The following is an 11,532-nucleotide window of genomic DNA, read 5'->3' on the forward strand; positions in this document are numbered from 1 at the left end:
CCGGGCGCCAGTCCCTCATAAGGGACGCCAAATCGCAGAGACAAAAAAGCCGGGTTCGCGGCCCGGCTCTCTGCAATACAAAACTCTGTAGGGGAATTATGCATATGCAGACCCAAAGTGTACAGGCCCTGCAAAGGGTCGCGCCACAAAATGACAAGCGCGATTCTGTGGCGCGGATGTCGTCCCGAGAGATCGCCGACCTGGTTGGCTCTAGGCACGACAGCGTGAAGCGAGCCATGGAGCGCCTTCAGGAAAAGGCCATTGTGAGCTTTTCACCGTCGGTGGAAACCTCTCATCAAGGCGCGGGCTCCCGTCCTGTCGAGGTTTATCTGGTCAACAAGCGAGACAGCTTCGTCGTTGTCGCCCAGCTGTGCCCGGAATTTACCGCGGCGCTGGTCGACCGCTGGCAGGAGCTGGAGAGGCAGGTGGTAGCCGCGCTGCCCGATTTCACCAATCCAGCTGCCGCCGCGCGCGCATGGGCCGATCAGGTCGAGCAGAAGGAAGCCGCCGAGAAGGCGCGCGTTCTACTGACCGTTGAAGTGCAGGCCCAGGCCAAGAAGATCGACCACTTGGAGAATCTTTTCAAGGAAGGCATGAGCCACGTCCAGTTCTGCAAGGGCCTCAATGGGGTCAACGTGATGCAGGTCGGCCATTTCCTGGAGGGCCGCAACTGGCTCTACAACGAGAGCAAGTCCGGTACCCGGTACCGCGTCGCCGCCTACGCTCGCGACAAGTACATGACCGAGCACCAGCAGGAGATCACCCCGCACGGGAAAGAGGCGTTCATCAGCTACACGCCGGTCCTCCTGCGCAAGGGTGCTGTGCGCCTGTACGAGCTGTACCTGGCCGGTGATCTGCCCATGAAGAAGAACTGGGACGGCCTGCACACCCACGACAAGGCCGTGCGGGGTGCAGCATGAGAAGCCGTGAGCAAGATCGCCAGCAGTGGCAAGATCCCGACTTCAACAAGTGGCTGGATGACGCCATATCCGACGCCGGCCATATCGTTTGGGATGCCATTCCTGACGTGGGTTCGGCCTGGAATGGCTGGGATGCTGCGAAGGCAGCGCTTGGCTACTACTGCCCAGCCTGCAACGGTTCCGGCGAGGAAATCCACGTCTCCTATCAAGGCCCTGAGTCGTTCGAGCGGCTTGGCGACTGCACTACCTGCGGCGGCGACGGAAGATCGTCTGCTGCCTTGCAGGTGGCGCATGCCCGTCTTGAGCAGTTGCTGTCTGAAAAAAACCAGCTGCAAGGCGAGGTTTGGGCGCTCAATCACAAATTGGAGCAGGCAGATGCCATGGCCAGGGAGCGCGGGCAATGAGCATCATCCGCGCGCCTCGCCCCGAGGCCAACTTCTACATGCTCAACAAGTCGATCAGCGAGGACGGGCGCCTGAGCTGGGCTGCCCGTGGCCTGCTGGTCTTCCTGCTGGGCAAGCCTGACCACTGGGCAGTGTCCGTCACCCACCTGCGCAACGAGACCGCCAAGTCGTCGAAGCCGACGGGTCGTGACGGCGTGTACGGCCTGCTTCAAGAGCTGATCACCGCCGGCTACGTCCAGCGCCGCCAGGACCGTGGCGAGTCCGGTTTGCTGGGCGAAACCCACTACGTCGTCTCGGAAACACCGCTTCCGGCTTTGCCGTATCCGGTTGAACCGCTTACGGCTCAGCCGTATCCGGCAAATCCGACACTAGTAAGTATTGAAGGTAAGCAAGGACTGAAGGGAGTAAGGACTGACTCTCGCGAAAGCGACCTGGTCGACTTCGAACGTTTCTGGTCGCTCTACCCGCGCAAGGTGAGCAAGGCCGACGCCAAGAAGGCTTGGGCGAAGATCAAGGTCACCGCTGACCTGTTCGACCTGATGGCCAAGGCGTTGGCTGCCTGGACCGTATCGACCGACTGGACGAAGGACGGCGGACAGTTCATCCCGCACGCCTCGACCTGGTTGAACGGCAAGCGCTGGGAGGACGAACTGCCGCAGCCAGCAGGCTCCGCCCCGTTCGCAACCCGCCGCCCCGCCAGCGGCCCCGACTTCAACGACACCAGCTGGGCTGATGACCTGGGGGGCTTATGAGTGCACAACCGAAACTGCGCAGCGTGACGCAGATCATGGCCACGGCTCGCAACCTGCCAGCCGAGGCGAAAGCCCCGGCCCAGCAGCTCGACCCTGGCACCACTGAGGTGGTCAACGCCCTGTTCAAGGAGCTGCAGGCCATCTTCCCGGCGTGGAAGCAGGCCTGGCCGGATGACGAGGCCCTGAAGGCTGCCAAGCGCAGCTGGATCAAGTCGTTCGTCGCCGCGGGCATCAACACGCTCGAGCAGATCCGCTTCGGCATCCAGAAATGCCGGGTGCTGGGTACCGACTTCGCCCCAAGCAGCGGCAAGTTCATCAAGCTGTGCCAGCCGACCCCGGAAGAGATGGGTATTCCGCCGCTTGCGCGGGCCCTGGCAGAGGCGCTGGAGAATTTCCACCCCAGCAGGGCAGGTTCCCGCACCTGGACGCACGCAGCGGTGCGCCACGCGGCCCTGCAGTGCGAGGCGCAGAACCTGGGGTCGATGGAGGTGGAGCGGGCCGAGAAGGTCTTCGCCCGGGCCTACGACATCACGATCCGCATGTTGGTGGCCGGTGAGCCTCTGGGCGACATCGCCATGGGCATCGGCCACGACAGCCAGAAGAGCGCCGCCCAGCTGGCCGACGAGTACGCCAGCCAGAAGCAGGTTCGCCTGTTGGAGATCCAGCAGATCCCATCCAGCGTCGCCGCGTGCCGTGCACACCTCCTGGCCAAGTTGAATATCAAGCGCGCCGGTCAGCCGGCCGGGGAGGGCGTATGAGCCTGACTGATCGCGAATTGTTGGAGCTGGCGGCGAAGGCCGTGGGCATTGACACGAACCACAAATGGAACGCCCAGCGGATGGACATGAATCCGCCTGTGGTGAGCCTTGTGGCGCACCGGGGCGGCGAGTTGGTTTCGACGGCATGGAACCCGCTCCGGCGAGATGCAGATGCCTTGCGCTTGGCTGTAGACCTCAGCCTCCAAGTTAAGCCCAGCGAGACTGGTGTCGACGTCTGTGACGAGTTCGGTGACGAGATTTGGTGCGCCTATACCGAGGCCAATAGCTGCCATTACGAGATGACTCGACGCGCCATCACTTGCGCCGCCGCCGAGATCGGCAAAGGCATGCAGGAGAAGCACTGATGGACACCAACAAGATGCGCGAAGAGTTCGAGACCAGCCCGAAATTCAGGGGCATGGATTTCACACGGTCGTCCACACACCCCGATTACTACCAAAGCGCCTATGCCAACGGTGCCTGGGATGGCTGGAAGGCCTCCCGCGAGGCCGTGGTGGTGGAGCTGCCTTCCGAGGACACCTGCAGGACTAGCACCTCCAAGGAGGAGGCGGTGCAGGAGGCCTACAACCATGCTCTGGGCGAGTGCAGGACGGCTATCGAGGCCCAGGGCCTGAAGGTGGCGCCATGAGCAAGAGACAACCCATGCAGCCTGTTGTGGTAGCGGCCGACGGCGTTATCCGCTTCAAGGCAAATCAGATCATCAGCGACATGCTCGACCTCTGCCAGAAGCATGGCTTCGGCCTGAATGAGATCGCCATTCGCGAGTACGAAAAGGATGACAGATCCCAGCTCATGCAGCTGATCGGGTACAGCGTCAGTAGCTACGGCAACCTGGACTGTTCACGCGCCAAGCACGTGATGCGCGCTGACCAGAAGGCTGAGACGTTGGTGCGGGAGGTGGCGCCATGACCATCGACAAAGAGAAGCTGAAGGCACTGGCTGAGGCCGCGAACGCAGTAGCAGCCGACGTGAACATCACCATGGCCGTCGGCTCGGCCCCTGAGGAGGTCAAGGCCGTGCAGGATTTTCTTCAGCAGGCCATGCCGAAGACCATCCTGGCCCTGCTCGCGGAGATCGAGCGGTTGTTGACCAGTCGCAGCAAAAAAGAGCGAGAGCTTGAACAAGAGCTTGAAACCTGGCGCCACGGACCATTCTGCTGGACCTGCGGCGACACCGGCGACGTGCACGACATCACCGGGGAGTGGCGAGGCGAATGCGATTGCCTATCCGCCCAGCTCATCAACGCCAATCGAGAGCGCGACCAGCTCAAGGACGAGAACGCTCAACTCAAAAATCATGAAATTGAGTTGAAGGCCGAGAACGAGGTGCTGCGCAAGCAGGTGGCAGATCTGTCGCCATTCAAGAACGCATCGCCCCAGGACTACCGAGCATCGAACAAGTGCTTGGCCTGTGGCGACTATCACCATGGTCTCGGCAACCTTCCATGCCCGAGGTGCACCCCTGTCGCTCAGTCGGCCATGGCCAAGGAGTCGAGCCATGACTGAGAAGGTCAGCGTCAACAGCCAGGCCAAGCTGTCCGAGGCCGTGACCATGCTCACCCGTCTGTTCCGCGACAAGAAGTTCGTCGTGGTCACCATGCGTCCGGGCAAGGATCGCACCCTGGACCAGAACGCCCTGTGGTTCGCCATGTACGACCGAATCGCCAAGAGCACCGAGATGGGCGACATCGAGGACGTGCGCCGGTACTGCAAGCTGCACTTCGGCGTGCCGATCATGCGCGCCGGCTGTGATGAGTTCCGCACCGGCTGGGCCGAGTCGTTCATCCACCTGCCGTATGAGGTGAAGCTGCGCCTGATGGGGCCGTGCGCCATGTTCGGGCCGGATGGATTCCCGGTGACCCGGCTGTTCGACCGGGCTCAGGGCTGCCAGTACACCGACCGCATAGTGGCCGAGTTCGCGCCGCAGGGCGTGGTGTTCAGCGACCTGCTGAGCGAGGAGGCGGCATGAGTCATCAATTCAAGCCGGGCGATCTGGCTCTGGTGACCAACCACACCTACCCGCCAGCTATCGGCTTGTGCGTGGAGCTGGTGTCGCGACATCTGGTTGGGCCTGTTGATCGCCGCGACCCAATGGACCCTGGAGTGTATGAGCAGGAAGGAGGAGATCCCGTGTGGGTCGTCGCTGAAATGGAAGGCGAGTCAGGAGCCATTGTTTGGGAGAAATGGATCATGCCTCTGCGCGGCGACTTCGAACCCGAACAGCAGAAAGCCAAGGAGGTCGAGCCATGCGCATAGTCATGTCGCACCAATGCGAATGCCACCGCTGCATCGAAGAGCACCGGTTGGGCACCGAAGGTCCATTCGGCTGGGTGCCGCTGTCGTCCACAAAAATGATCCTGTGCCCAGTATGCGGGTGCAAGCGCTGCCCTCATGCGAGTGATCACGATCTGGCGTGCAGCGACAGCAACAAGCCTGGCCAGCCAGGGAGCGTGTACCAATGAATGCCCTGAAAACTTCGAAACCGAAGAAGTGCAAGGCGCCAGGTTGCGGCAAGCCCTTCAACCCGACCATGACCACGCAGAAGGTGTGCAGCATCGCCTGTGCGCTGGCCATGTCGAAGGATTCGAAAGTGCAGAAGGTGGCGGCCAAGGCCATCACGAAGCAGGCCCGCCAGGACCTGCAGGAGCGCCGGGAGAAGCTGAAGACCCGCCGCGAGCACATGGCCGAGGCGCAAACCGCGTTCAACGCCTACATCCGCGAGCGCGACGCCGGCCTGCCGTGCATCAGTTGCGACTCGCTGCCGAGCGACCACGACCTCATCACCGGCAGCCGCTGGGATGCCGGCCATTACCGGTCGGTGGGTGCCTGCCCGGAACTGCGCTTCGAGCCGCTGAACGTCCACCGGCAGTGCGTGAAGTGCAACCGAAACCTCTCAGGCAACGCGGTCGAGTACCGCATCCGGCTGGTGAAGCGCATCGGCGTCGACGCTGTGGAGTGGTTGGAGGGGCCTCATAAGGCCCTGCGCCTGACCATCGAAGACCTGCAGACCATCAAGGCCCTGTACAGGCAAAAACTCAAAGACCTACGGAGGGCAGCAGCATGACCTGGACTATCCAAGACACCGCCAGCCTCATCTTGCTGGCCATGATCACCACCTCCACTTGGTGCGTTCTGCGCGCCCAGTTGATCGCAAACCGCCGCAAGAAGGAGGTGCAGGCATGAACAAGACTTCCGTGTTGATCCGCATACTGCTGGCTGGATCGGAAGGGAAAACCGCTTCGGCGGCCTGGGTCGACGCTGACCAGGGCTGCGCAGGCTACGGCGGGTTGAGTCGCCAGGAGCGCTTCGAGATGGACTGCGAGTATCGCAGCCTACTTCACAAGCGCCTGCTGCCGCGGCACTGGGATGCGCTGATCGCTCGCTACACGCTGGACACTACAGAGCGGGGCCACGCCATTAAGGGGCTGGGCCGGGTGATCGCCACCCACGCACACCAGCACTTCAAGTTCTATGCAGTGCTGACCTGGGCAGAACCGCAGAAGCCTGGCGCAGATGGAAAGCGGTCCTCCGCCATCCTGCAGGCGAACATCTACGACATGAACCTGTGGGATGACAACAAGGGCACCCCGGAGCGCACTCGCCGTGACTGGCGGAGCAAGATCCACAAGGCCCTGGAGGAAATGGTAGGCGAGGCCATAAACGCTGGCGTAGAGCTTCTGGAGCAAGAAGAGCTATTTGTGAAGATGGCAGCTTGACATCCTTTGCCGCATTGCCGAATATATCCCCATCCTGTCATTCCTGCGCGTGTTGAGGAGTGACGAAAAGAAACCCGGCCAATGAGCCGGGTTTTTTATTGCCCGAAGAGGCCCTCAAGAGGCCCGACGCCACCTCTGGCGAGGGCAGATTTTTTTTGTGTAGCACGGAACGTTTTGATGGCGCTATGATTCTGATAGGTTGCTAACTAAACAAACATGGAAGACCGTGATTATGAAAACCGTTCTAGCTGCTGCAGCACTGTCCCTTGTCGCTGCGTCTGCCGGAGCAGCTGAGCTTTCCGGGGCGCTGGGTGCGACAAGTCAAGGCGGCATTACGGCGCGTGCAGGCGTTGGCTTTAACTGGGACAAAAGCTGGTTTGAATCCAGTACTGGCCGTCTAACCGGTTACTGGGATGCTGGGTATACCTATTGGGAAGCAGGAGATGCTTCCGGTGGCGCTCACTCGCTGTCCTTTGCGCCAGTTTTCGTTTACGAGTTCGGCAGCGGTAACGTGAAGCCATTCGTTGAGGCTGGCATCGGCCTGGCGGTCTTCTCTGGTACGTCCGCAGGTGACCAGGACTTTGGTTCGGCCTTCAACTTCGAAGACCGCATCGGTGCGGGCTTGAAGATCGGCGAGACGCAGAAGGTTGGCATCCGAGCGATTCACTACTCCAACGCTGGCATTAAGCAGCCCAACGACGGTATCGAGTCGTACTCGCTGTTCTACAGCCACCAGATTTAAAAAAGCACGATCCCTCTTTGCCCGCCCTGTGCGGGCTTTTTTATGCGGATGACACGCTCAGGCAGCTGGGCTAAGTCGGTAGTGGCGTCGATCAAAGCCGTGCGCTCCCTGATCGGCTACGCGGTGAGAGTCTGGGGTATGTGGCCCAGCGATCCAGGCCACCAAGCCGGGTAAGCACCGGCCCTCCGCACCCATTCCAAGCCTCGGTATCTGCCGGGGCTTTTTCGTATCTGGAGTTAGCAAATGTCCGAAACCAACGAAGCCATCGCGTCATTGCGCTCTAGTGTTGATGTGGTACACGCCATGCTGGCCCGACTTCAAGCCCAGGCGGCCGACCTAGCCTCTCGGGTAGAGTCACTCACCGCGCTGATCCAATCGGAAGTTGCCGCTAGGGTCGCGGCCGATTCTGCGCTTGGCGGTAAGGTTGATGCCCTGCAAGCGCAAATCGACAACTTGCAGAGCAAAGTCTACAGCGGAAGCTGACTCAGTCTCGATGTTGGTTTTTAGCGTGCTGAATCGCCGCGTCACGGACTTGAGCGACTGTCATGTTTTCGTACTGAATTGGCGGTATTGGCAAGGTCACATTGATGTTCAAAGTGTCGTTGACCTTGACTGATACCCGCATACAGGCCTGATCAAAGCCAATTGATTGGATTTCCGGTTTCATGCTGTGTGACTCCATGGTGTGAGAACCCTGAAACATAGCACGAAGCCACTACCCGCCCTGTGCGGGTTTTTTATTCATAGCTCCCCGCAACGGGAGGAATCGAGATGGCCCATATGCCAGAGAAAGACCCATCCTTCTGGGTGCTTGTACTGACAGCCCTGAGAGAGAACGGCCTGGCGATGGGCCTGACATTCGCCCTGACCTGGTTGCGTATTCAGTACGACGGCAAGGAAACCCGCCCAGTCCGCCAACTAATCGAGGCAACGCTTGGCGCGCTGATCGTGATGGTGGTCGGACTGACTGTGAAGGAATTCGGCCTCAGCATAGCCTGGTCGTTCGCCACCGCTGGCTTTGTCGGCGTGCTTGGCGTTGAGCAGGCTCGCCAGCTTGGCAAACGCTGGGCTGAACGAAAGGTCGATGGGCCCTAACCCGCGCCACAAATTGGAGATGCGCCGTTTCGTGGCGCGACAACCTGAGGGTCATCCATGCACAACCAGCACAAGAAGATCACCGGCTACCGCGACCTCACCCAGAGCGAGATCGACGGCATGAACTCGATCAAGGCCCTGGAGGCCGATGCCGGCGAGCTGTTCAAGTAGATCGGCCAGATCGAAGGTGTTGACCCGCGACTGCTGGCCTTGGCCAAGACCAACCTGCAGCAGGGCTTCATGTGGTTTGTGCGCTCGATCGCCAAGCCGGCCGATCCTTTCGCCTGAGTGCAGCCATGACCACCATTGCCTACAAGGACGGCGTAATCGCCTACGACTCCCGCCAGACCCGCAGCGGCTCCATCGTTTCCGATGACTGCCAAAAGCTCACCGTCGTGGATGGCGTCAGCTTCTTCCTGTCCGGTGCCGTGTGCGACGAGAAGGCCCTGATTGCGGCCTACTTCGGCACGCCATCGCCGGTACCTGTCGAGTGCTCGGGATACGTGGTGGATGGCGGCAGGCTGCAGATGGTGGGCCATGACGACAAGACTGGCGTATGGCGGCAGGACCTCGATCCGGCCAACCCTGACGCGATCGGCAGCGGCTCGGCCTATGCCCTGGCAGCAATGGACATGGGCGCAAGTGCCGAAGAGGCGGTTCGTGCCGCGATGAAGCGGGATATCTACACCGGCGGCAAGGTTCGGACTATGAGGATTGACCAGCATGGAAAGGCCAGTTCCTCCGGCTGACCTCCTTGAGCTGACCGAGCTGTCGATGTTCGGCACCAGGCTTCAGCCAGCGCGCGATGTGGGCGAATGGGTGCAGGCTGTGATCCTCAGCGAGGGTGGCGAGCTGCATAACCCTGACCATGCACACCTGATCGACGCGCCGCTGCGCTTCCTGTGGGCCTCAGCCTGCTTCGAGAAGCAAGGGCGAACCGTGGTAGGGCAGGCCGAGGCTGTGATGTTTCGTGCTGGCGGGTGGCAGAAGGCCCGGCAAGAGCAACAGATGATCGACTGGTTCGGCGAGGTGCCGGGCTTCGTCATCACACTGGCTGCCGACTACTGCTCCCAGTGTTCCGACACCGAGTTCTGCGCCCTCATCGAACATGAGCTGTACCACATTGCCCAGAAGCTCGATCAGTACGGCGCGCCCAAGTTCACCCAGGACGGGTTGCCCAGCCTGACGCTGCGTGGACACGATGTGGAAGAGTTCGTCGGGGTGGTTCGCCGCTACGGCGCCGGGCATGACGTACAGCAGCTGATCGAAGCTGCAAGCCGGCCGCCAGAGGTGGCCAAGATCAACATTTCGAGGGCCTGCGGAACCTGTCTGCTCAAGTCTGCCTGACCCCTGACAGACCCACGACGGATGAAAACCTATGGCGGCCCTGAGCAACGAGGTGAAAGCCTTCATCGTTCAGGCCCTAGCCTGTTTCGATACCCCCTCGCAAGTCGCGGCAGCCGTCCGAGAAGAATTCGGCCTTGAGGTTACCCGGCAGAAGTGTGAGGCGCACGACCCGACCAAGCGTGCTGGGCGTGACCTGGCCAAGCGCTGGGTGACCCTTTTCGAAGACACTCGTAAGCGCTTCCGCGAGGAGACGGCTGAGATACCGATCGCCAACCGAGCGTTTCGGCTTCGTGTGCTGGGGCGGATGGCTGAGAAGGCCGAGAACATGAAGAACATGGCCCTGACGGCTCAGCTGCTGGAGCAGGCTGCCAAAGAGGTCGGTGATGTCTACGTGAACCGCCAGACCAAGAACGAGAATCCCCACGACAACGTGCCGCCCACTCGGGTGCAGGTCGATGTGGTGGATGCGAGGAAGCCTGATGCCGTCGCTGAACGTTCCGCAGGCTAGCTTCCTCCGGATGGAGAACAAGTTCCGCGGATTCGTTGCCGGATTTGGCTCAGGCAAGACCTGGGTCGGCTGCGCGGCGCTGTGCAAGCACGTGTGGGAGTGGCCCCGGATCGACTCCGGCTACTTCGCCCCGACCTACCCGCAGATTCGCGACATCTTTTTCCCGACCATCGAGGAGGTCGCCTTCGACTGGGGCCTGAAGGTCAAGACGAAGGAGAGCGACAAGGAGGTCGAGTTCTACAGCGGAGGCCAGTACCGCAGCACGACCATCTGCCGCTCGATGGAGAAGCCGCAGACCATCGTCGGCTTCAAGATCGGGCATGCCCTGGTCGACGAACTCGATGTACTGCCAGCGCTGAAGGCCGAGCACGCCTGGCGCAAGATCATTGCCCGGATGCGTTACAACGTGCCCGGGCTGAAGAACGGCGTGGATGTGACGACTACCCCCGAGGGGTTCAAGTTCGTCTATCAGCAGTTCGTGAAGCAGCTGCGCGAGAAACCGGCCCTGCAGGGCATGTACGGCCTGGTGCAGGCCAGCACGTTCGACAACGAGCTGAACCTGCCGCCCGACTACATCCCGTCGCTGATGGAGTCCTATCCGGCCCAGCTCATCCTAGCCTACCTCAACGGCCAGTTCGTCAACCTGAACTCCGGGTCGATCTACCACGCCTACGACCGGAAGCTGAATTCCTGCTTCGACACCGTAGAGCCTGGAGAACCCCTGTTCATCGGCATGGACTTCAACGTCGGCAAGATGGCGGCGATCGTCCATGTCAAAAGGCCTGACGGAAAGCCCAGGGCCGTGGATGAGCTGATCGACGGCTTCGATACCCCGGACATGATCCGGCGCATCAAGGAGCGCTACTGGCGGCACAACGGCAGGGACTACGAGAAGACCTGCGAGATCCGGATCTACCCCGACGCCTCGGGCGGCTCCCGCAAGTCGGTGAACGCCAGCGAGACGGACATCGCCATCCTGCGCCAGGCCGGGTTCAGCGTTATCGCCCCAGACGCCAACCCTCCGGTGAAGGACCGCATCAACGCCATGAACGCGATGTTTTGCAACGCGAATGGCGAGCGGCGTTACCTGATCAACCCGCTGCGCTGCCCGACCTATGCGGACGGCCTGGAGCAGCAGGTATGGGCTGCCAACGGTGAGCCAGACAAGAAATCTGGCGTGGACCATGCGAACGACGCGGGTGGCTACTTCATCCACCACGACTACCCAATTGAACGACCGGTCTTCACGACCCAATCCCTGAGAATGTGA

21 protein-coding genes and 1 pseudogene are annotated in these 11,532 nt (G+C 61.1%); 21 read left to right on the forward strand and 1 reads right to left on the reverse strand.

Annotation, left to right across the window (positions count from 1 at the left end; translation table 11 throughout):
• Nucleotides 1–104: 104 nt before the first annotated feature.
• From ACK56M_RS09990 to ACK56M_RS10060, 15 genes are all read left to right on the forward strand, one after another.
• Nucleotides 105–920, forward strand: coding sequence for a Rha family transcriptional regulator (locus ACK56M_RS09990; protein WP_411959405.1), 816 nt, complete (start codon nucleotides 105–107; stop codon nucleotides 918–920).
• Nucleotides 917–1,324 carry a hypothetical protein gene (locus tag ACK56M_RS09995; protein WP_411959406.1) on the forward strand — a complete coding sequence of 136 codons (408 nt, stop codon included), beginning with the start codon at nucleotides 917–919 and terminating at the stop codon, nucleotides 1,322–1,324. The genes ACK56M_RS09990 and ACK56M_RS09995 overlap by 4 nt, the downstream gene beginning before the upstream one ends.
• Nucleotides 1,321–2,076, forward strand: a complete 756-nt coding sequence (locus ACK56M_RS10000) for a hypothetical protein (RefSeq protein WP_411959407.1) — start codon at nucleotides 1,321–1,323, stop codon at nucleotides 2,074–2,076. The genes ACK56M_RS09995 and ACK56M_RS10000 overlap by 4 nt, the downstream gene beginning before the upstream one ends.
• Nucleotides 2,073–2,834 (forward strand): replication protein P, encoded by a 762-nt coding sequence (locus ACK56M_RS10005; protein WP_411959408.1) that lies wholly within the window; start codon nucleotides 2,073–2,075, stop codon nucleotides 2,832–2,834. The genes ACK56M_RS10000 and ACK56M_RS10005 overlap by 4 nt, the downstream gene beginning before the upstream one ends.
• Nucleotides 2,831–3,199, forward strand: coding sequence for a hypothetical protein (locus ACK56M_RS10010; RefSeq protein ID WP_411959409.1), 369 nt, complete (start codon nucleotides 2,831–2,833; stop codon nucleotides 3,197–3,199). Before ACK56M_RS10005 ends, ACK56M_RS10010 begins: the two co-directional genes overlap by 4 nt.
• On the forward strand, nucleotides 3,199–3,483 hold the full coding sequence (locus tag ACK56M_RS10015; RefSeq protein ID WP_411959410.1) for a hypothetical protein: 285 nt from the start codon (nucleotides 3,199–3,201) through the stop codon (nucleotides 3,481–3,483). The genes ACK56M_RS10010 and ACK56M_RS10015 overlap by 1 nt, the downstream gene beginning before the upstream one ends.
• Nucleotides 3,480–3,764, forward strand: a complete 285-nt coding sequence (locus ACK56M_RS10020; RefSeq protein WP_182408144.1) for a hypothetical protein — start codon at nucleotides 3,480–3,482, stop codon at nucleotides 3,762–3,764. The genes ACK56M_RS10015 and ACK56M_RS10020 overlap by 4 nt, the downstream gene beginning before the upstream one ends.
• On the forward strand, nucleotides 3,761–4,360 hold the full coding sequence (locus ACK56M_RS10025) for a hypothetical protein (protein ID WP_182408143.1): 600 nt from the start codon (nucleotides 3,761–3,763) through the stop codon (nucleotides 4,358–4,360). The genes ACK56M_RS10020 and ACK56M_RS10025 overlap by 4 nt, the downstream gene beginning before the upstream one ends.
• The gene (locus ACK56M_RS10030) at nucleotides 4,353–4,823 is read left to right on the forward strand and encodes a hypothetical protein (protein ID WP_182408142.1); all 471 of its coding nucleotides are present in this window, start codon (nucleotides 4,353–4,355) and stop codon (nucleotides 4,821–4,823) included. The genes ACK56M_RS10025 and ACK56M_RS10030 overlap by 8 nt, the downstream gene beginning before the upstream one ends.
• Complete coding sequence (locus ACK56M_RS10035; protein ID WP_411959411.1) at nucleotides 4,820–5,110, forward strand: hypothetical protein; 291 nt, start codon at nucleotides 4,820–4,822, stop codon at nucleotides 5,108–5,110. The genes ACK56M_RS10030 and ACK56M_RS10035 overlap by 4 nt, the downstream gene beginning before the upstream one ends.
• Before the next feature lie 202 nt (nucleotides 5,111–5,312).
• On the forward strand, nucleotides 5,313–5,918 hold the full coding sequence (locus ACK56M_RS10040) for a recombination protein NinG (protein ID WP_411959412.1): 606 nt from the start codon (nucleotides 5,313–5,315) through the stop codon (nucleotides 5,916–5,918).
• A complete protein-coding gene (locus ACK56M_RS10045) occupies nucleotides 5,915–6,037 on the forward strand; it encodes a hypothetical protein (protein ID WP_411959413.1) in 123 nt (40 codons plus the stop codon). The genes ACK56M_RS10040 and ACK56M_RS10045 overlap by 4 nt, the downstream gene beginning before the upstream one ends.
• Nucleotides 6,034–6,570 (forward strand): hypothetical protein, encoded by a 537-nt coding sequence (locus tag ACK56M_RS10050; protein WP_061302580.1) that lies wholly within the window; start codon nucleotides 6,034–6,036, stop codon nucleotides 6,568–6,570. Before ACK56M_RS10045 ends, ACK56M_RS10050 begins: the two co-directional genes overlap by 4 nt.
• A gap of 232 nt (nucleotides 6,571–6,802) precedes the next feature.
• Nucleotides 6,803–7,312: an acyloxyacyl hydrolase gene (locus ACK56M_RS10055; RefSeq protein WP_038409512.1), complete on the forward strand. Its 510-nt coding sequence runs from the start codon at nucleotides 6,803–6,805 to the stop codon at nucleotides 7,310–7,312.
• 243 nt (nucleotides 7,313–7,555) lie between these two features.
• Complete coding sequence (locus ACK56M_RS10060; RefSeq protein WP_023661593.1) at nucleotides 7,556–7,795, forward strand: hypothetical protein; 240 nt, start codon at nucleotides 7,556–7,558, stop codon at nucleotides 7,793–7,795.
• Between the two features lies 1 nt (nucleotide 7,796).
• On the opposite strand, the gene ACK56M_RS10065 is transcribed toward ACK56M_RS10060, so the two are convergent.
• The gene (locus tag ACK56M_RS10065) at nucleotides 7,797–7,979 is read right to left on the reverse strand and encodes a hypothetical protein (protein WP_023661592.1); all 183 of its coding nucleotides are present in this window, start codon (nucleotides 7,977–7,979) and stop codon (nucleotides 7,797–7,799) included.
• A gap of 104 nt (nucleotides 7,980–8,083) precedes the next feature.
• On the opposite strand from ACK56M_RS10065, the gene ACK56M_RS10070 reads away from it, so the two are divergent.
• From ACK56M_RS10070 to ACK56M_RS10095, 6 genes and pseudogenes are all read left to right on the forward strand, one after another.
• On the forward strand, nucleotides 8,084–8,407 hold the full coding sequence (locus tag ACK56M_RS10070; protein ID WP_023661591.1) for a phage holin, lambda family: 324 nt from the start codon (nucleotides 8,084–8,086) through the stop codon (nucleotides 8,405–8,407).
• Nucleotides 8,408–8,464: 57 nt separating this feature from the next.
• Nucleotides 8,465–8,695: pseudogene (locus ACK56M_RS10075) on the forward strand (hypothetical protein).
• 8 nt (nucleotides 8,696–8,703) lie between these two features.
• The gene (locus tag ACK56M_RS10080; protein ID WP_016487771.1) at nucleotides 8,704–9,156 is read left to right on the forward strand and encodes a proteasome subunit beta; all 453 of its coding nucleotides are present in this window, start codon (nucleotides 8,704–8,706) and stop codon (nucleotides 9,154–9,156) included.
• Nucleotides 9,131–9,754: a putative metallopeptidase gene (locus ACK56M_RS10085; RefSeq protein ID WP_411959414.1), complete on the forward strand. Its 624-nt coding sequence runs from the start codon at nucleotides 9,131–9,133 to the stop codon at nucleotides 9,752–9,754. The genes ACK56M_RS10080 and ACK56M_RS10085 overlap by 26 nt, the downstream gene beginning before the upstream one ends.
• 31 nt (nucleotides 9,755–9,785) lie before the next feature.
• Complete coding sequence (locus ACK56M_RS10090; RefSeq protein ID WP_411959415.1) at nucleotides 9,786–10,262, forward strand: DUF2280 domain-containing protein; 477 nt, start codon at nucleotides 9,786–9,788, stop codon at nucleotides 10,260–10,262.
• A complete protein-coding gene (locus ACK56M_RS10095; protein ID WP_044047016.1) occupies nucleotides 10,234–11,532 on the forward strand; it encodes a terminase large subunit domain-containing protein in 1,299 nt (432 codons plus the stop codon). The genes ACK56M_RS10090 and ACK56M_RS10095 overlap by 29 nt, the downstream gene beginning before the upstream one ends.

It is taken from the genome of Pseudomonas sp. s4, assembly GCF_046764235.1.
In the GTDB taxonomy this organism is placed as follows: domain Bacteria; phylum Pseudomonadota; class Gammaproteobacteria; order Pseudomonadales; family Pseudomonadaceae; genus Aquipseudomonas; species Aquipseudomonas asiatica.